This is a genomic window from Devosia oryzisoli, assembly GCF_014837245.1.
GTDB classification, from domain to species: domain Bacteria; phylum Pseudomonadota; class Alphaproteobacteria; order Rhizobiales; family Devosiaceae; genus Devosia; species Devosia oryzisoli.
The window spans coordinates 131,103-149,205 of the sequence record NZ_JACYFU010000001.1; the positions used below are offsets into that span (position 1 = coordinate 131,103).

An 18,103-nucleotide genomic window follows, 5' to 3' on the forward strand; every position below is an offset into this window, starting at 1 on the left:
AGATGTTTCGCACATCGTTTGGTGTGGCAGACCATCCTCGGTCAATATCATCGATGTAGATGTTGATCGGATTGCCACGTGCATTCTCTTTAAGTGAACGCGTTAGTAGATGTGAAAGCTGGCTTGGATCGTAGCTCTCTAGGCTATTTATTACTTCAGAGGCGCCTTCCCCGTATACCAAGCGCCAATGGTGATCCAGTACGTTGCGGAGTATGCCTAACTTCCATTCTTCAATCCGAAGAATGAAGTCATGTTCTTTTGCAGCAGCTGATCTCGCAGCGACCAGTGCGTTTGGCTTCATCCAAACTGCAGGCTTTCGAGCTTCTTCATCCGACAAAAATGCATGCTTCAAAAGCGCGCTTTTTCCGACACCCTTATGCCCTACCAAAACTCTGACTGGCAGAGCTGAAGTTAGCGCCTCATAGGCGCGATTTTTGTAGAAGTACTCTTTGAAGCGGACCGGGTTCTCATTTTCGGCGTCGTCAGCACCAAAAATCCGTTCAATGTTCTCATCGGTAAATTGCGGCATAGCGACCTGAAAAGCATGATTGTCGCTAGTGTAGCTCGATTCCAGATATTTGAAGAACTATTGTTCTCGCGCTTCCACTGATGAACCGCACCCGTGCATCCTGAATTTGCGGGTACAGCCGTGCAAGCATTCTTTCAGTTGGTTGAAGGCGCGTCCTAGCTGACCTCGCCCTCCAGTGTATCCAGCTCCATCTCCCTGAGCCGCTTGACCTCATCCCGCAACCTCGCGGCCTTTTCGAACTCCAGGTTCGTCGCCGCCTCGCGCATCTCGCGTTCGAGGTCCTTGATGACCGTCGCGAGATTGTCGCCGGTGACGGTCTTTTCCTTGCCGTCCTTGCCCTTGCCGATGCTGATCGTGACGTGGTCGCGTTCGGCGGTGCTGTCGATGATGTCGTTGATGCGGGCTTTCACGGACTGGGGCGTGATGCCGTTGGCTTCGTTATAGGCGATCTGCTTTTCGCGGCGGCGGTTGGTTTCGGCCAAAGCGCGTTCCATCGAGCCGGTCATGTTGTCGGCATAGAGGATCACCTTGCCGTCGACGTTGCGCGCGGCGCGGCCGATGGTCTGGATGAGGGAGGTTTCGGAGCGGAGGAAGCCTTCCTTGTCGGCGTCGAGAATGGCGACGAGGCCGCATTCGGGGATGTCGAGGCCTTCGCGGAGGAGGTTGATCCCCACCAGCACATCAAATGCCCCCAAACGAAGGTCGCGAATAATCTCGATGCGCTCGATGGTGTCGACATCGGAGTGCATGTAGCGCACGCGGATGCCCTGTTCGTGCATATATTCGGTGAGGTCCTCGGCCATCTTCTTGGTGAGGACGGTGCACAGGGTCCGGTAGCCGGCCTTGATGGTCTGGCGGATCTCGTCGATGACGTCGTCGACCTGATGGGTGGCCGGGCGGATCTCAACCGGGGGATCGATGAGGCCGGTGGGGCGAATGACCTGTTCGGCGAAGACGCCGCCGGTCTGTTCCATTTCCCAGGAGCCGGGGGTGGCCGAGACGTAGACCGATTGCGGGCGCATGGCGTTCCACTCCTCGAAGCGCAGGGGGCGGTTGTCCATGCAGGAGGGGAGGCGGAAGCCGTATTCGGCCAGGGTCGCCTTGCGGCGCAGGTCGCCGCGATACATTGCGCCGAGCTGGCCGATGGTGACGTGGCTTTCGTCGACGAAGACGAGGGCGTCGTCGGGCAGGTATTCGAACAGCGTCGGCGGCGGCTCGCCGGGCTTGCGGCCGGAGAAGTAGCGCGAATAGTTCTCGATGCCGGCGCAGGAGCCGGTGGCTTCCATCATTTCGAGGTCGAACAGCGTGCGCTGTTCGAGGCGCTGGGCTTCGAGGAAGCGGCCGGCGCCGTTGAGTTCCTGGAGGCGCGCGGCAAGCTCGGATTTGATGAGCTTGATCGCCTGGTTCATGGTGGTGCGCGGCGTCACGTGGTGCGAGTTGGCGTAGACGCGGATGAAGGTGAGGTCGGCGCTTTTTTTACCCGTTAGAGGATCGAACTCCGTGATGGATTCGACTTCGTTGCCGAAGAGGGAGACGCGCCAGGCGGCGGCTTCGTAGTGGGCGGGGAAGATTTCGACGGTATCGCCGCGCACGCGAAAGGTGCCGCGCACGAAGCCAGTATCGCCGCGCTTGTATTGCAGGGCGACGAGCTTGGCGAGCAACTGGCGCTGGTCGATCTTTTCGCCCTTCTGCACGTCGATGGTCATGGCGGTGTAGTCTTCCACCGAGCCGATGCCGTAGATGCAGGAGACCGAGGCGACGATGATGACGTCGTCGCGTTCGAGGATCGCGCGCGTGGCCGAGTGGCGCATGCGGTCGATCTGCTCGTTGATGGTGGATTCCTTCTCGATATAGGTGTCGGTGCGCGGGACGTAGGCCTCGGGCTGGTAGTAGTCGTAGTAGGAGACGAAGTATTCCACCGCGTTGTCGGGGAAGAAGCCCTTGAACTCGGAATAGAGCTGGGCGGCCAGGGTCTTGTTGGGCGCGAGGATCAGCGCCGGGCGCTGGGTCTGGGCGATGACCTGCGCGGCGGTGAAGGTTTTTCCGCTGCCGGTGACGCCGAGCAGGACCTGGTCGGTCTCGCCATTGTTGACGCCTTCCACCAGCTCGGCGATGGCCGTGGGCTGGTCGCCGGCGGGGACGTAGTCGGTGGCGAGGCGGAAGGGCTTCGAGGCACCGCGCTTGGCCGGGCGCTCGGGACGGTGCGGCACCCAGGGGGCGGAGCCTTCCACTTCCTTGCGGCCGTGCAGGATGATCTGCTCGAGCGCTTTCACCGTGGCGGTGACGCCGACGCCGGCGCCCGAGATGTCTTCGTTCTTGCGGGCCTTGTTCTTCTTCACCGAGGCGTCGAGGGCTTCGCGCAGCTTCGCCTGGGTTTCCGGGTCGGCGGCGGCCACGCGGGAAATCTCGCGGGCGGTGACGCGTTGGGAGGGCACGTGGCCGAAGCCGGCCTGCGGAGCCTCGCCCATGCCATCGAAATCGACGCGGTCCACCGAGTTGATCTTGGTCTTGCTGGTTTTTTTGGCCATGCCGGTGGCCGTGTCGTGGCTCGACTTGGTGGTGCGACGCTTTTCGAGTGCGGTCTTGGGTTCGGCGGCGGCCTTCTCGGCGGCATCGGCGCGATCGAGCGCGCGCTTGTTCTTCATGCGCTCGGCATAGAGCGGCTTGCTGGCGGCGATATCCTCGGCCTTTTCGATTTCGGCGAAGAATTCGTCGATGGAGAATTCAGCCTTGCCGGGGCGTGAGGATCTGGAAGCCATGGCGCGCGCTCGTGGGTCAGCAGGGAAAGGGACAGGAGGAACCCATAGATGGGGTGCCTGTCACGCAATGTCAGCAGGGGATCGGTTCACGGTTTGTAGCACAGCGGAAACGCGCGCGGAACCGGTTGGGGTTCCGGCAACGGAGAGAGGCTCCGCCTGCCGCGGCAAGGCGGAAGCAGCCCAAAGGTTCCACGATTTTAATAGGGCCAAGCGGCGGAACGGGATGCCCGTTGCGACCATTTTCTCGGTGAGTGTGCCCCGATGGCGGCACTGAATCGAGGAGATTTACGATGACCGTGGATAATCCCGGAGCATCCGGAACGGGCTCCCTGCCAACGGATGCACAGCAGAAGGCCAAGACCGACCTGCATCAGGCCAGCGAGAAGCTGAGCAGCGATCTCAGCGCTGCTTCGCAGCAGGCGTCGCGCGACATGGACGCGATCAAGCGCGAAGCCAAGTCGCAGATCGGCGCGGCGACCGAGCACGCCAAGTCCTTCGCCACCGACCAGAAGGACCTGGCGGCCCATCAGATAACCGGCATTGCCGGTGCGATTTCCAAGGTCGCCGATGAGCTCGAAGGCGAGCAGGCGACAACGGCGCGCTACGCCCGGGACCTTGCCAAAGGGCTCGACCGTTTCGGCAAGGACGTCGAGAACAAGGGCGTCGATGAGCTGATGCACACGGCGCAGCAGTTCGGTCGCTCGCAGCCGCTGGCTTTCCTTGGCGCGGCGGCGCTTGCAGGCTTCGTCGCGAGCCGTTTTGCCGGTGCCTCCGCGCATCGTCATCAGCGGGCGCAGGCGTCCAGCGGGACTGGATCTTCCAGCGGCACGGGCTATTCGAGCGGCTCCGGCTATTCGGGCGCGAGTGGGTCGACCGGTTCGAGCTACGGCAGCGGGGCCAGCGCTTCGGGCGGTAGCAGCTACGGATCGTCCGCCAGCCGTCCTGCCGGCAGCTACTCACCGGCATCGAGCCCCTCGTCCAGCGTGAACACCAGTGGCCAGTCGGGCAGCAGCACGCGCACGTCGAGCAGCACTTTTGGAGGGAACGGCAATGTCACAGGTTAATGAACAGCGTTCGCTGGCGGATCTCCTCAGCGGCCTGGTCGGCGATATTTCCGGCCTCTTTCGCAAGGAAATCCAGCTCGCCAAGACGGAAGCCTCGGAGAAATTCGGCGAGATGCTGGGCGGCGTGACCTCGCTCGCCATCGGCGGCGTGCTGGTGCTGGGGGCGCTCGGCGTCCTCCTGAGTGCCATTGTCACGCTCATCGCCTCGTTCCTGGTCGCACAGGGCATGGGTGACACGCTGGCCACGGCGATCGCGGCGGTGATCGTCACAGTGGTGGTCGGCATCATCGGCGGGGTGTTCATCTCCAAGGGCCTCAACACCGTGAAGGCCTCCAATCTCAACCTCAATCGCACCACGACCTCCCTCGGACGGGATGCGGACATCGTGAAGGAGCGGCTCTAATGGCTTACGATGACCATAAAAGTTCTGCGGAACTGCAGCGCGAGGTGGAGCAGCAGCGCGCCCGCCTCGAAGACCGGATAGACAGCATTTCGGAGAAGTTGTCTCCGGGCCAGCTCGTCGATGAACTGCTTACCTATACCAAGGGCGGCGGCGGCGCGTTCGTATCCAGCCTGCAGCGCAATGTGACGGCCAACCCGTTGCCGGTCGCGCTCTTGGGCGTGAGCCTTGCCTGGCTGATGGCCAAGCCGGCCCCGGCGGCCGGGACCAGCACCGACGCCGACCGGGCCTGGGACGACAGCATCAATGGCCGTCGTGGCTATGACGGCGGCGAGACGCTGGAAGACGACTATCCGGTCGCCGTCATCACCGGCACGAGCCTGCGTCGCGTGTCGCACCGGCGCGACGAGAGCGGCAATCACGTCAGCGAGTTCCTCGATGACGCTGGCAAGAAGTACAAGGCGGCCTCCGATGCGGCCGGCCGACGTGCGGGCCACTTCGTCGACGAGACCGGCAAGAGCTTCCGTGGCTTTACCGACGCGGCGGGAACGCGTGTCGAGCAGTTCCGTGACGAAGCGGGCAACATGCTGGACGAAGCCAGCGGCTGGGCCTCGCATAACTGGCGCAAGGCCAAGGACATGCTGCATGGCGCGCGGCACGGCCTCAGCCAGGGCATGAAGGGTGGTGCGCATCATGCCGCCCATGCTGGCGAGGCCATGAGCGCCCAGGTCAATTCGCTCAACCAGACCATCATGCAACAGTTCAAGGACCAGCCGCTGGTGGCCGGTGCCCTTGCCTTTGCCGTGGGTGCCGCGTTCGGCGCTGCCTTGCCGCATACCGAGCAGGAAGACGCGCTGATGGGCGATGCCGCCGATTCGGCGAAGTCCAAGCTGGGCGAAGAGGCCGAGCATCTCTACGACCAGGGCCGCGAAAAGGCGTCCGAGCTCTACGAGACTGCAACTGAACGCGCCGGCGACCTCTACAACAAGGCGCGCGACGGTGTGGCCGAGGCCGGTGGCTCCACGAGCGGATCGTCAACGTCGGGCAGTTCTTCCGGTTCCGGCAGCTCGTCGAGCTCGTTCGGCACGAGCGGCGGAACGTCGTCCTCGACGACCTACAACAGCTGACCTGAACACAGGGCGCGGGAGCTTTTCCCGCGCCCTTTCTTGCGCCTGGGGATGCCATGACACAGTCTAACCACCACGAGGGCCGCGGCCGGCGCGCCGACCAGCCGACAGACATTCCGGCACGCGGCTGGAAGGATATCCTCTGGCGGGTTTATGGCGACATCAACCAGAACCGGATCATGCTGACAGCGGCGGGGGTGACCTTCTACCTGCTGCTTTCGCTGGTGCCGACGCTGACGGCCTTCGTCTCCCTCTATGGGCTGTTCAACGATCCCGCGAGCGTCCTCGACCAGATCGCGTTCCTTCAGGGCATCGTGCCGTCGGACGTGCTCAGCGTTCTGACGGACCAACTGACCCGGCTGACGTCCGAGGGTGGATCGACGCTGGGGTGGACGCTGGTCATCTCGCTCGGCATTGCGCTGTGGAGCTCCAGCTCCGGCGTTAAGGCGCTCTTCGAGGGCATGAACATCGCCTATCATGAGCGTGAGGACCGCAACTTCTTCGTGCTCAACGCCACAGCCCTCATCTTCACCTTCTGCGGTGCCGTTGCCGGTGTGCTGGTGATCGCGGCTGTCGTCGTGATGCCGATCATCCTTTCCATCTTCGCCCTGGGCGAGGGGGCGGAGTGGCTGGTGCGGATCGGCAGCTATGTCGCCATGCTCGTCGTCATCTCGCTGATGATCGCCGCGCTTTATCGTTGGGGCCCGGCGCGGGAGCAGGCGAAGTGGCGCTGGATCACCCCCGGCACCGTGCTCTCGACGGTGGCGCTGGCGGTGGGGTCCGTCGGCTTTTCCTGGTACGCCGCCAATTTTTCGGACAACAACGCCACCTATGGCTCGCTCGGCGCGGTCATCGGCCTCATGACCTGGCTCTGGATCTCGGTGACGCTGGTTCTGATCGGGGCGCTGCTCAATGCCCAGATCGAGCATCAAACGATGCGCGACACCACGACGGGCGAGCGCGTACCCCTCGGGAGCCGGGGCGCCTATGTGGCTGACACGGTCGGGGGCAGGGACAACAAGTCAGACGCCAACGCCGACGAGGTGCGTCCCGACCGTCATCGCAAGCGCGTCTCCTGGGGGACGCTGGCCTTTGCGGCGCCGGCCGCCGCGGCGCTCTTGCTGCTCGAGCGAAAAAAGCCGGCCAACAAGTAGGCGCTGTCGAAAGCGCCCCTATCGGTCCGTCATGAAGGCGTAGGCAGCATGGTGCTGCCGCTGGAGCCTTTGCGATGGAACGAGCGGGTTGGGTGGTGAGCGTCTTGATTGCGCTATTTTTAGTGGGGGCGTCGGCGGTCCCCAAATTGATGGGCATGGAGGCGGCGATTGAGCCGATGCATGTGGTCGGGTGGGACGCCAGGTACCTCATCCTGATTGGCTGCATCGAGCTTGCGTGCGCGGCGCTTTTCCTGATCCCGCGGACGGCTCTGCTCGGCGCGGTGCTCACCACCGGGCTGTTGGGTGGCGCGCTGGCGGCCAATCTGCGCGTGGGGAACCCGCTGTTCAGCCATACCCTTTTCAGCCTCTACCTGGGCGCGGCGCTCTGGCTGGCGCTGTGGCTGCGCGACCCGACGCTGCGCCAGCTGTTTCCGCTGCGGCGGTAAGAAGAGGCGGGGATTCCCCGCCTCCGAGGCCTAGCGGCGCGATGGCATGAACATCATGACGGCAAACAGCAGCACGCCGGCAAAGGTGACGAGCGAGCTGACCGCGACGATGGGCTCAACGCTCGTGTTGCCGCCCAGCAGCAGGTAGAGCGACGCGCCCATGACGATGACGCCAACGATGTAGATGCCGTACTGCACGCGGGGCAGCAGGCCCTGGGCTTTCGCGGGATTGAGTGCGAGATAGGTGCCGAAGAGCGCGCTGGTGACCCAGCCGAGCAGGTTGATATGGGCGTGCGCGCCGACAAAGGCATGGTTGCCACTGATCGACATGTGAATGCCCAGGCTGATCCCGACGATCAGCAGGACGATGGCTGTACGGAAGTACAGATGCGACATTGCAGGCATGATAATCCCCCTCCATCCGCCGGCGTCTGCTTGGGCAGACTCGCGGGCGGCGACGCAGGATAATCCTCCCCGGGGTCGAGGAGAATGGGGATCATGCGCTGACCTGCGCGCAAAGGCGCCGGGGCTGCCGGCGCCTTCAGGCTCTTCAGTAGACGCGGACGGAGGAGAGGTTGCGCCGCAGATATTGGTGAAGCACCGGCTCGCTCTCGACGATGCGCGTGCAGTAGGACTGGAACTCACGATCGCGGCAGGCGGCGACGGAGACGCTGCCGGTCACCTGCACCGAGGAAAAGACATCGTCGAGGTGATAGAGGGCAAGGTCGGTGAAGACCTGTCCGGGACCGGCGCATAGGGAGGCGCCGGTGTAGTTGGTGCCGGTATAGAAGCAGACGGCGCCCGGGCCGCCCGACGCGTAGTTCAACTTGGGACCTTCCAGGGGACCGATGGGCGCCTGGCCGAAGCCGACACTGCCCTTGTAGGTCCAGCCGCGGCCGCCGGGGCCATCGACGAGGCACCAGTTGTCGTGGCAGCGGAGGACCTTGATCGCCACATCGGCCGGGATCTGGCCGGTGACGTCGTATTCGGACCCCGGACCGTTGCTGAGGGTAAGGGCGTTGAGGGCCCAGCCGTGGCTGCCACTGGGCGAGTCGGCGGCAGCTGGGGAAAGGCCGCCGGCGAGGCTGGCAAGCGAGAGGCCGAGGGCGAGCAAGAGACGCTTCATGGATCACTCCATTCTTGATCGACAGGCAAAAAAGAACCGGCCCCTGGGGGCCGGTTGAAAATGTCAGCGGACGCGGACGGAGGTGACGAGGTCACCGAACCGGCCCAGCGAATTGGCGCTGGTGGTGTAGGTCCGGCATTCGCGGTAGCTGCGGTCGGTGCAGAGCTGGACCGAAAGGCCATCGGGGTTGTCGATGGAGCCGATGTATTCGCCCCGGCGCAGGGTGGTGCGCTCGCCTTCCTCAAGGCAGAAGCTTGAGCCGCGCATGCCGCGATCCTCGTAGAAGCAGACTTCCGCGTCGCGCTGCGGCGGCCGGGGACGGATCACGGTCGGGCGACCATCGTTGCCGACGCCGATGCTGATGCTCGGGCCGCCAGGGACGCTGAAGCCGAACGAGATGCCGGGGCGATCGGCGTCCACTGGACGGCCGCCAGCGCTGAGGTAGTTGGCCGAGACCCAGCCATCGGGGCCGGGCTTGACGACGTAGCACCAGGAGCCCTGGCAGCGCTGGACATCGACGCGATCACCGCGGCGGAGCGCATCGACCACGGCGTAACCGGTACCCGGACCGGAGCGCACGTTGACATTGTTTGTCGCCGTGCCGGGAGCGGCCTGTGCGGCGGGCAGGAACACCACGACGGCTGCTGCAGTGACGGCGACGCCGGTCACCAGATTGAGGAGTTGTTTGCGGGTACGACGGTTCATTTTCTTACGCTCCCTTGGCGAAGAACCGGTCCCGATCTGTCGGGACGACGCTGACGGTTCGGCGCCGGATAATATTGTTCAAAGAACGGCGAGGCCGGAAAAGAGTTCCGGAAACCCCGCACGGCTTGGTGAGATGTTTAACGCCGGCCCAGGCTGATGGATTGTGGCTGAACGGTGGCTGAATGGATCAGGCGGTGGCGGCGATGGGCCGCTTGTTGCCGGCCTCGTCGAGCGAGACGTAGACGAAGCGCGCTTCGGTGACCTTCTGGCGGTCGTCCAGCCGGTTGCGGCGCACCCAGGCCTCGAGGCCGATGGTGATGGAGGTGGTGCCGATGCGCTCGATGGTGGTGTAGACGCACAGCACGTCGCCCACCTTGACGGGGGCAATGAAGGTCATGCCTTCGACCGCCACGGTGACGACGCGGCCGTTGACCCGCTCGACCGCGGCGATGGCGCCGGCGATGTCCATCTGGCTCATCACCCAGCCGCCGAAGATGTCACCGGCCGGATTGGTATCGGCCGGCATGGCGAGGGTGCGGATGGTGAGCGTGCCGTGCGGCTCTGGGGCGTCGGAGATCATGTCAGGGTCCTTTCACCGGCCAGCGGCCGACGGCCTCTTCCCAGTGCTTGCGGCAGAGGGAGAGATAGACGGATTTCTCGATCGCGACCTGGTCGCCCTCGGTGAGGACGCGACCGCTCATGTCCTGCCGGACCACCATGGTGGCCTTGGCGCCGCAGGTGCAGATGGTGCGGATCTCGCGCAGGGCGTCGGCGATGGCGAGGAGTTCCATGGCGCCGGGAAAGAGCTTGCCCTGGAAATCGGTGCGCAGGCCATAGCACATGATGGGGATGTTGAGCCGATCGGCCACGCGGGCGAGCTGCCAGACCTGGTCGCGGGTGAGGAACTGGGCTTCGTCGATGAAGACGCAATCGACCTTGGACTCTTCGTGCGTGTCCCGGATCGCCTGGTAGAGGTCGTCGCCGGCCGCGTAGAGCTCGGCGGGTTCGGCGATGCCGATGCGCGAGGTGATGAGGCCGACGCCGTCCTCGACATAGAGCGCGGAGGTGAAGAGCAGGGGACGCATGCCGCGCTCGCGGTAGTTGTATGCAGCCTGCAGCAGCAAGGTGGACTTGCCGGCATTCATCGCCGCATAGGAAAAATAGAGCTTGGCCATCAGGCGTCCGGGGTAGCTGCCGTATGGGGTAGCGATAGACCCGGGCGCCGCGCGGCGAAAGAGTTGGCGGGTGCGCTTCAACAGATGAGTGCGTTGCCGCAGGCGTGGGAAAGATGAGCGGGCAAAAAAAGACCGCCCAGAGGCGGCCTAAGCCGGTTCTGAACCGGCGGAGGGCGCGTTGGCGGTTTGCCCTCCCGGCCGGTTGCGTGTTGGGGACAGGCGACCGGCAAATCCGGCTGCATGGGGGGAGCCGGACGCGGCAAGCCTAGGCAGGTCCTGTGACAGCGACGTGACAGAGGTGTTCAGGCAGGGTTCATGCGCTGGCCCCGATACAGGTCCCCGTTGATAAGTCAGGGAGATTTCGCATGCCCAAGATCGGTCCGTTCATCGCAGGGATGGTGGCGCTGACCCTCGGCGTGGCGCCGGCTTTCGCGTCTCCGGCAGGCGTGTGGGATCTGGAAAGCAAGGATACGCGTTTCGAACTGGCGCTCTGTGGCGACGGTTCGCAGCTCTGCGGCAAGCTCGTGTGGCTTTCGGACGTCGACTACAACGAGCAGTACAAGCCGTATCTCGGCAAGCTGATGGCGAACGGGTTGCGGCAGGTCAAACCCAGGGTGTGGAAGGGGCAGATGTCGCTATTTGGCTATTCCATGTCGGGCACGATCACCGAGCGTAGCGCAGATCACCTGACGCTGAATGGTTGCGCCTTTCTGGTGGTCTGCAAGACCTACGAAATGTACCGGCACAAGGACTGAAGATGCAGAAGGTCAAGACAGCACTACTTGCCATGCTTCTGGGCGTATCGGCACTGGGGCAGGCGCAGGCCGCGGCCTATGCGTCGCCGCAGGGGATCTGGGAGATCGAGATGCGCGACTCCCGCTACCGGGTCGAGATGTGCGGTGACGGGGCGCAGCTTTGTGGCACGCTGATCTGGCTGGGCAATGGCGCGGACAATGCGGAGAACACGCCCTATCTCGATTCCATGCTGATCGACCACGCCGCTCCGATCGGGGAGAATGTGTGGAAGGGGGATCTGCACGTCTTCGGACAAAGCGCCAGCGGCACCATTACCCAGGTCAGCGACGACCAGATTACGCTGGAAGGGTGTTATCTGGGCATCTTCTGCCGCACCTACCAACTCTATCGCTACGCGCCCTGATCAGTTCGTCGGGCGCGGGATGTGGGTCCGGCGGCGGGCCCAGAGCGGTGGCACGGCTTCGACCATGACAATGGCGAAAAAAATGAGCGCCGCGCCCGCATAGCCCACCGGCGTCAGCCGTTCCCCCAACAGCCACGCGCCGCCCAAAGCGGCAAACAGGCTCTCGGCCGAGAGGATGATCGCGGCATTGGCAGCGGGCACGAATTGCTGTCCGATGGCCTGGAAGGTGAAGGCGATGGCGGTCGAGAACAGCGCCGCATAGCCGATTTCGACCCACCCTGCCGTGATGGCGGCGAGGCTTGGTTGTTCCGTCGGCAGCGCGATGAGAATGGCCATGAGGCCGGCGCCGAGAAAGCTGATGGCCGAGACGAAGACGGGCAGCCCGGTGAGGCGCGCGATGTGGCCGAGCAGCAGAACGTGCAGCGCCCAGAAGACGGCGCAGGTCGCCACCAGGTAATCGCCCGTAGTGAAATGGTGCAGGCCGCCCCCGCCGTTGAGAAAGAAAATACCGATCAAGGCCAGGGGCACCCCCACGAGGATGATCGGATGGGGTCGGGTGCGGAACAGCACGAAGCCGAGCAAGGGGACGAAGAACACGTAGAGGCCAGTGAGAAAGCCTGCATTGGTGGCCGTGGTGCCAGCGAGGCCAGCCTGTTGCAGCCAGGAGCCGATGAAGAAGACCAGGGTGACGGCGCCGATAAAGAGCCAGTGCTGACGGGGCAGGGGCGCGGGCTTACGGCGGCGCTCGGCGAAGGCGAGCGGCAGCACCAGCAGGCCGCCGATGAGGTAGCGGACGCCGGCGAAGGTCAGGGGGCCCATGCTGTCCATGGCCGATTTCTGGGCGATGAAGGCAAAGCCCCAGAACATGGTGCAGAGCAGAAGAAGGCCGGTGGCGACGGGGCGGGACATCTGGGGGCTCGGATGGGTTTGGGGAGTGCCCGACCTCATGGTTCGACGGGGCTCACCATGAGATCTCAGGGGCTAGAGCTCGGCGTCGAGGGCGGCGATGAGCTGCTGGATTTCCCGGGGCGTGGTGTAGTGGACGAAGGAGAGGCGCAGGACGCCGTGCTGCGGGTCGATCCCGAGGGCCTCCATCAGGCGCCAGGCGTAGAAATTGCCGCCGGAGGCCATGATGCCGTGCCTGGCGAGGCGCCGCGCGACCTCCACGCCCGGCTCGCGGTGATGGACGGCGATGGTGGGGGCGCGCTGCTCCGGATCGTCCGGCCCGACGAGGCGCACGTCATTGCGGTTGCGCAGGTAGTCGAGCAGCGGTTTTGCCATGGCGATTTCCTGCGCGCGCATGGCGGCATGGGCGCGACGGAAGGGATTGTCGCCCGCCGCGGCGGGACCGGCGATGGTCGCCACCTGTTCGAGATAGTCGGCGATGCCGGCAGACGCGGCGATCTGGGCGTGGTCCGGGCCGACCGGCGTCAGGCGATAGCGCGGCTTGCTGTCGTTGAAGAAATGGCCCTGGTTGGGCAGTTGCGCCGCCAGATCGGGCCGGATGGCCATGATGCCCTGGTGGGGACCGTAGGTCTTGTAGGCCGAAAAGAGATAGATGTCGGCGCCGAGGGTCGTGAGGTCGGGCAGGCCGTGCGGCGCGTAGCTGACCCCATCGACGGCCAGAATGGCGCCGATGGCGTGAACGCGGCTGGCAATTTCCGCCACCGGATTGATCTCCCCGACGATGTTGGAGCAGTGCGGCACGGCCACGAGCCGGACTTTTTCGTCGAGCAGCGGATCGAGCGTAGCGAGCGACAGCCGCCCGGTGCGCGGATCAACCGCCCATTCGCGCACCTCAATGCCGTAGCTGGCCAGACGCCGCCAGGCGCCCGTATTGGCTTCATGATCCTGATTGGTGACGACGATGGCGTCGCCGGGCTTGAGCCAGCCGGCGAAGGCGTGCCCGAGGACATAGGTGTTGGCCGAGGTCGAGGGGCCGAAGTGGATCCAGTCGGCGGAGACGTTGAGCGCGGCGGCGATGCGCTCATAGGCCAGGTTCATGGCCTCGCCGGCTTCGGCGGAGGCGGCGTAAACGCCATAGGGCTGGACCTTGGTGGCGCGATAGTAGTGATCGAGCCGGTCGAGCACCGCCTGGGCGGTGTAGGAGCCGCCCGCGTTTTCAAAGAACGCCTGTCCGGCAAGGCTCGGCTCGGAAAAGGCCGGGAAAAGGGCGCGGATGCGGGCGGGGTCGAGAGGCAGATCAGTCATGGCGTTTCCGTGAAGAGCGTGACCGATTGGTATGCGAGGTGGGCGCAAAAGCAAACCCCGGCCTTTGAGGGCCGGGGTCTGGCGGCGCTGGTTGTCCAGGCACCGCTGGCAGGCCCGCCACCGAAGGAGGCACGGCGGGCCTTAGGGTGAGGGCCGTCAGTCGCTGATGGCACGGGCCTTGTCCGCTTCGGACTGTGCGGCCGCCGGCGCCTGCGGGTCCGGCTGCATCATGCCGCGCGGACGCTGGTCGCGGTTCATCCAGTTTTGCCCCCAATGGCCTTGCATCCCCCAGCCGTTGCCACCCATCATGCCATGATGGTCGCCGCGGGGGCCGAAGCCGCGCTCCCTGCCAGGGTCGCCCGGCATGCCTTCGGGACCGCGATTGCGCGTCGCCAGCTGCGTCTTCTGCTCATCGGTGAGGCTGTCGTAAAAGGCCTTCGCGGCGGGCTGGACTGCTTCGAGAGCCGCGACGTGCGCTTTTGCCATGGCAATGCGGTTGTCAAGCCGCGTGGCGAAATCCGGCGCAGCCGGGGATGTGACCGTGCCCGATGCGTCAGCGGTTGGCCGGGTGGGGCGCAGGCCCTGGGTCGCCGCGTCGAAATCGTTGGCGGCCTTGAGGGCGACGGTCTTGAGCTCGTCGAGCAGGCCCTTCTGCTCATCGGTCAGGTCGAGCCGGTAGCCCAGACGCACGATGGCAACCTCGATGCCTTCGGCGCCGCGCTCGACATTGACGATGGCGTCGAGCCCGCCACCGTGGCGCATGCCGAAGCCCATATGGAAGCCATGGCCGAGGTACTGATCGGAGGAGGGTGGGGCGGACGGCGTGGTCTGGGCAGGGGAGGCTTCCTGGGCCAGAACGGGAGCGACGGCGCCAAGGCCGAGGGTGGCCGCCATCACAGCCACGACGGCAGTTTTGGAAATCGTCTTCATCGGAGTCATCCTTTGCATGGGATCAGCCGGTGAACCGGCATGGACCTAATATAGGTGCGCCGGGGTGGTCACGACCTTGCGAGCGGATGAATTGTCGGCAAGATTGCCGCGATAGGGGGGGCGGAAATGGAAATTGTGATCGATCCGTTCCCCTCCAACGGGGTGATGAACCGGCTTTGGCGCGCGGCTTGGGGTGCGGAGGAGGAGCGGGATTTCGGGCCGGTCCTGTCGCGGAGCCTGGTCCATGTCGGGGCCGTGGCCGGCGATGAGCTGATCGGTTTCGTCAACGTCGCATGGGATGGCGGGCTGCACGCGTTTCTGCTCGACACCTGCGTGGTGCCCGAGTTCCGGCGACAGGGCGTGGCGCGGCAACTGGTCGAGGCGGCGCGCCAGACGGCCGCTGCGCGAGGGGCCGCGTGGCTGCATGTGGATTTCGAGCCGCAGCTGGAGCCGTTCTATCGCGCATGCGGATTCCGTCCATCCGCGGCCGGCCTCATCCGGCTCCGGTCATGAAAAAGGGCCGGCGCAGGGCCGGCCCAAGTCGAGGTCAGGGAGAAACAAAGGTATGTCAGCCTTCGCCTCGGCCAGGCGTCCATTTCAGACGCTGTTGCCGCGGCGATGGAGTCGTGGCTGGTACCTTGCCGCGCCAGACAATGCGCGCGACTTCGAAGAGCAAGACAGAAACCAGCAGGATCAGCGGCAGCATAAAGACCGCCACCTGCGTATCAGGCTGCCTGGCAAGTGTCGCCGCCGTTGCCGGCATGGCGCCGGCAATGAAAACGACACCCGAACCAAGGCCGAGGAGTGCAGTCCCGGCCATGGCCAGGAGCCTGAAACTTTTCTTTCTGGGGGACGTAGATTTGTGCATGGGATCGACGTCCTTTTCTCGCATCAACGCTAGCGATCTGGCACCCCCAATGGGGTCCGAGCGTGAAGTCACAGAGGAAAAACGGGGTCCATTTGAGGGCAGAACTGTGGCAGCGAGGGGAGCAATGGCATGCGTGCAATCACCGGACTGGTCCTGGGCCTGATGCTGGCGGCGCCCACCCTAGGCCAGCAGCAAAGCGAGACGCCGTGGCAGGACGTCGTGACGGCGCAGATCGAGGCCCTGCGCCTCGGCGACGGGGCGGCAGCGCTGGCCCTGGCCGGCAAGCCCTTCCAGGACACCTATAGTGACCCGGGCAAGTTCTTCAGCGACATCGTGGCGGCCGGCTATGCGCCGATCGTTCAGTCGGTGTCGCACAGTTTCGGGGTGTTCCGGCAGATCGGGCCAGACCATGTGGCGCAGGAAGTGCGGTTCTTCGGCGCGGACGATGTGTTGTTCGAGGCGGTGTACGACATGGTCGAGGAGCCCGGGCGCGGCTGGACCGTGCACGGGGTGGTGCTGCGCAGGGCGGCGACCATAGGAGCCTGAGCGGCAATAGAGATTGCTCCGGCGGAAGGGAATGCGTATTGCTGCTGCGCCTTTTTCCAGCGGGAGACGACGATGGCCTTTCTGTCCGAAGCACTGGGGCGCGTGGCCCCCTCGGCGACCGTGGCGATCAGCCAGAAAGCGCGCATGCTGGCGGCCGAGGGACGGGACATCATCGCCCTTTCAGCCGGGGAACCCGATTTCGATACGCCTGAACATGTGCGCGACGCCGCCAAGACGGCGATGGACGAGGGCAAGACGCGCTACACCAATGTGGACGGCATTGCCGAGCTCAAGGAAGCGGTAGCCGCCAAGTTCCGGCGCGACAACGGGCTGGACGTGACGGCGGCGGACTGCTTCGTATCCGCGGGCGGCAAGCTCATCATCTTCAACGCCATGATGGCGACGCTGAACCCCGGGGACGAGGTGGTGGTGCCAGTGCCCTATTGGGTGAGCTACCCCGAGATCGTGCGGCTGTGTGGCGCCGAGCCGGTGTTCGCCATGGCCGATGCCTCGACCGGGTTCAAGCTCTCGCCCGAGGCGCTGGAGGCGGCGATCACGCCGCGCACCAAATGGCTGATCCTCAACACGCCGTCCAACCCGTCGGGCGCGGCCTATTCGGCCGCGGAACTCAAGGCGCTGGCGGCGGTGCTGCTGCGCCATCCGCACGTTCATATCCTCACCGACGATATCTATGAGGTGCTGGTTTACGACGGGGGCCGGTTTGCCACCATCGCCGAGGTCGAGCCGGCGCTGCGCGAGCGCACGCTGACGATGAACGGCGTCTCCAAGTCGCACGCCATGACGGGATGGCGCATCGGCTATTGCACCGGACCGCGGCCGCTGCTGGCGGCAATGACCAAGCTGCAGGGACAATCGATCTCGAACCCGACGTCGATTTCGCAGTGGGCCGCCGTGGCGGCGCTCAACGGGCCGCAGGATTTTCTCAAGGACTGGCGCTCCGTGTTCCAGGCGCGGCGCGACATGGTGGTGGCCGGGCTCAATGCCAATACCGGGCTCGACTGCCAGACGCCGGCGGGTGCGTTCTATGTGTTTCCCTCCTGCCAGCAGCTGCTGGGCAAGACCAGCGCGGGCGGCGCCCGGCTCGAGACGGACGAAGCCTTCGTGATGGCGCTGCTCGAGGAAACCGGCGTGGCGCTGGTGCATGGCGCGGCGTTCGGGCTGCCGGGCCATTTTCGGCTCAGCTACGCGGCGAGCAATGCGGAGCTGGAAGAGGCGGTGCGCCGCATCCAGGACTTCTGCGCAGCCATTCGCTGAAAAAAAAGGCCCCGCCCGAGGGGATGGGCGGGGCCAGGGGTCTACGGCAAAGCCGCTGACCTTGGAGGAGGGGGCTCCACGGGGCCGCCTTCGTGAGCACTATTGCGCGCCGCAGCGGGCGCCACAAACGCCACTTTGACAGGGCTGCCATGCACGAATGCAGGGGCATGGGCAAAAAAAGAGGCTCCAACCGAAGTTGGAGCCTTAATGATAGGGCCGAAGCCAAATCGAAGTAAGGGCCTGGGAGCAAGGGAGGAGGATTTGCTCCAGGCCGTGGACCCTGGCCGAGGGAGGAGGATACGGCCACAGTCCGATGCCGGGCAACGCGGGTCCGAGGGAGGAGGAAACGGAGCGGCGTCGCATCGACAGGTACACATATAGAATTTGACCGTTTGGTCAGCAATGGGTGGAACGACATGACAGCTATGCAATAGGCACAGCGGCAAACTGTCCACCAAATGGGCAATCCGACAGGCTCGCGACAGGTTCCGGCGAAGGGCCAAAAAAAGAGGCTCCAACCGAAGTTGGAGCCTTATTGATAGGGCCGAAGCCAAATCGAAGTCTGGCAGAGAGCAGGGAGGAGGAATTGCGCTCTGCCGGGTGAGCCGCCGGTCGAGGGAGGAGGAGAA

Annotated in this window: 19 protein-coding genes and 1 pseudogene; 10 read left to right on the forward strand and 10 right to left on the reverse strand. The window is 64.7% G+C overall.

Annotated elements, in window-relative coordinates:
• Positions 1–711: 711 nt before the first annotated feature.
• Positions 712–2,817 (reverse strand): annotated as a pseudogene (gene uvrB, locus IC608_RS00670) (excinuclease ABC subunit UvrB); the annotation flags it as partial.
• Positions 2,818–3,578: 761 nt separating this feature from the next.
• On the opposite strand from uvrB, the gene IC608_RS00675 reads away from it, so the two are divergent.
• From IC608_RS00675 to IC608_RS00695, 5 genes are all read left to right on the forward strand, one after another.
• A complete protein-coding gene (locus IC608_RS00675; RefSeq protein ID WP_191772111.1) occupies positions 3,579–4,352 on the forward strand; it encodes a hypothetical protein in 774 nt (257 codons plus the stop codon).
• Positions 4,339–4,755: a phage holin family protein gene (locus IC608_RS00680; protein ID WP_191772112.1), complete on the forward strand. Its 417-nt coding sequence runs from the start codon at positions 4,339–4,341 to the stop codon at positions 4,753–4,755. Before IC608_RS00675 ends, IC608_RS00680 begins: the two co-directional genes overlap by 14 nt.
• Positions 4,755–5,879 carry a DUF3618 domain-containing protein gene (locus tag IC608_RS00685; protein ID WP_191772113.1) on the forward strand — a complete coding sequence of 375 codons (1,125 nt, stop codon included), beginning with the start codon at positions 4,755–4,757 and terminating at the stop codon, positions 5,877–5,879. The genes IC608_RS00680 and IC608_RS00685 overlap by 1 nt, the downstream gene beginning before the upstream one ends.
• Before the next feature lie 56 nt (positions 5,880–5,935).
• Complete coding sequence (locus IC608_RS00690) at positions 5,936–7,033, forward strand: YihY/virulence factor BrkB family protein (protein WP_191772114.1); 1,098 nt, start codon at positions 5,936–5,938, stop codon at positions 7,031–7,033.
• A gap of 74 nt (positions 7,034–7,107) precedes the next feature.
• Entirely contained in the window at positions 7,108–7,479 is a 372-nt protein-coding gene (locus IC608_RS00695) for a DoxX family protein (protein ID WP_191772115.1), read from the forward strand.
• A 30-nt stretch (positions 7,480–7,509) separates the two neighbouring features.
• Here IC608_RS00695 and IC608_RS00700 read toward each other — a convergent pair whose 3' ends face one another.
• The 5 genes from IC608_RS00700 to IC608_RS00720 all read right to left on the reverse strand — a co-directional run bounded on the left by IC608_RS00700 (position 7,510) and on the right by IC608_RS00720 (position 10,485).
• On the reverse strand, positions 7,510–7,884 hold the full coding sequence (locus IC608_RS00700; protein ID WP_191772116.1) for a hypothetical protein: 375 nt from the start codon (positions 7,882–7,884) through the stop codon (positions 7,510–7,512).
• Positions 7,885–8,029: 145 nt separating this feature from the next.
• Complete coding sequence (locus IC608_RS00705) at positions 8,030–8,605, reverse strand: SH3 domain-containing protein (protein ID WP_191772117.1); 576 nt, start codon at positions 8,603–8,605, stop codon at positions 8,030–8,032.
• A gap of 63 nt (positions 8,606–8,668) precedes the next feature.
• Positions 8,669–9,310 (reverse strand): SH3 domain-containing protein, encoded by a 642-nt coding sequence (locus IC608_RS00710; protein ID WP_191772118.1) that lies wholly within the window; start codon positions 9,308–9,310, stop codon positions 8,669–8,671.
• A gap of 187 nt (positions 9,311–9,497) precedes the next feature.
• On the reverse strand, positions 9,498–9,890 hold the full coding sequence (locus IC608_RS00715) for an acyl-CoA thioesterase (RefSeq protein ID WP_191772119.1): 393 nt from the start codon (positions 9,888–9,890) through the stop codon (positions 9,498–9,500).
• A 1-nt stretch (position 9,891) separates the two neighbouring features.
• Positions 9,892–10,485: a thymidine kinase gene (locus IC608_RS00720; protein WP_191772120.1), complete on the reverse strand. Its 594-nt coding sequence runs from the start codon at positions 10,483–10,485 to the stop codon at positions 9,892–9,894.
• Between the two features lie 365 nt (positions 10,486–10,850).
• On the opposite strand from IC608_RS00720, the gene IC608_RS00725 reads away from it, so the two are divergent.
• Both IC608_RS00725 and IC608_RS00730 read left to right on the forward strand, forming a co-directional pair.
• Complete coding sequence (locus tag IC608_RS00725; RefSeq protein WP_191772121.1) at positions 10,851–11,240, forward strand: DUF2147 domain-containing protein; 390 nt, start codon at positions 10,851–10,853, stop codon at positions 11,238–11,240.
• A gap of 2 nt (positions 11,241–11,242) precedes the next feature.
• Positions 11,243–11,644 carry a DUF2147 domain-containing protein gene (locus tag IC608_RS00730; RefSeq protein ID WP_191772122.1) on the forward strand — a complete coding sequence of 134 codons (402 nt, stop codon included), beginning with the start codon at positions 11,243–11,245 and terminating at the stop codon, positions 11,642–11,644.
• Here IC608_RS00730 and IC608_RS00735 read toward each other — a convergent pair whose 3' ends face one another.
• The 3 genes from IC608_RS00735 to IC608_RS00745 all read right to left on the reverse strand — a co-directional run bounded on the left by IC608_RS00735 (position 11,645) and on the right by IC608_RS00745 (position 14,785).
• Entirely contained in the window at positions 11,645–12,553 is a 909-nt protein-coding gene (locus IC608_RS00735; protein WP_191772123.1) for a DMT family transporter, read from the reverse strand.
• Between the two features lie 72 nt (positions 12,554–12,625).
• Entirely contained in the window at positions 12,626–13,855 is a 1,230-nt protein-coding gene (locus IC608_RS00740) for an aminotransferase class V-fold PLP-dependent enzyme (protein ID WP_191772124.1), read from the reverse strand.
• A 156-nt stretch (positions 13,856–14,011) separates the two neighbouring features.
• The gene (locus IC608_RS00745) at positions 14,012–14,785 is read right to left on the reverse strand and encodes a Spy/CpxP family protein refolding chaperone (protein WP_191772125.1); all 774 of its coding nucleotides are present in this window, start codon (positions 14,783–14,785) and stop codon (positions 14,012–14,014) included.
• Between the two features lie 126 nt (positions 14,786–14,911).
• On the opposite strand from IC608_RS00745, the gene IC608_RS00750 reads away from it, so the two are divergent.
• Positions 14,912–15,298, forward strand: coding sequence for a GNAT family N-acetyltransferase (locus tag IC608_RS00750; RefSeq protein WP_191772126.1), 387 nt, complete (start codon positions 14,912–14,914; stop codon positions 15,296–15,298).
• Positions 15,299–15,353: 55 nt separating this feature from the next.
• On the opposite strand, the gene IC608_RS00755 is transcribed toward IC608_RS00750, so the two are convergent.
• Positions 15,354–15,605: a hypothetical protein gene (locus IC608_RS00755; RefSeq protein WP_191772127.1), complete on the reverse strand. Its 252-nt coding sequence runs from the start codon at positions 15,603–15,605 to the stop codon at positions 15,354–15,356.
• Positions 15,606–15,782: 177 nt separating this feature from the next.
• Between IC608_RS00755 and IC608_RS00760 the strand changes: the two genes are divergently transcribed.
• Together IC608_RS00760 and IC608_RS00765 are read left to right on the forward strand one after the other, a co-directional pair.
• Positions 15,783–16,199, forward strand: a complete 417-nt coding sequence (locus IC608_RS00760) for a DUF4864 domain-containing protein (RefSeq protein ID WP_191772128.1) — start codon at positions 15,783–15,785, stop codon at positions 16,197–16,199.
• Positions 16,200–16,271: 72 nt separating this feature from the next.
• Positions 16,272–17,474: a pyridoxal phosphate-dependent aminotransferase gene (locus IC608_RS00765; protein ID WP_191772129.1), complete on the forward strand. Its 1,203-nt coding sequence runs from the start codon at positions 16,272–16,274 to the stop codon at positions 17,472–17,474.
• Positions 17,475–18,103: the final 629 nt, after the last annotated feature.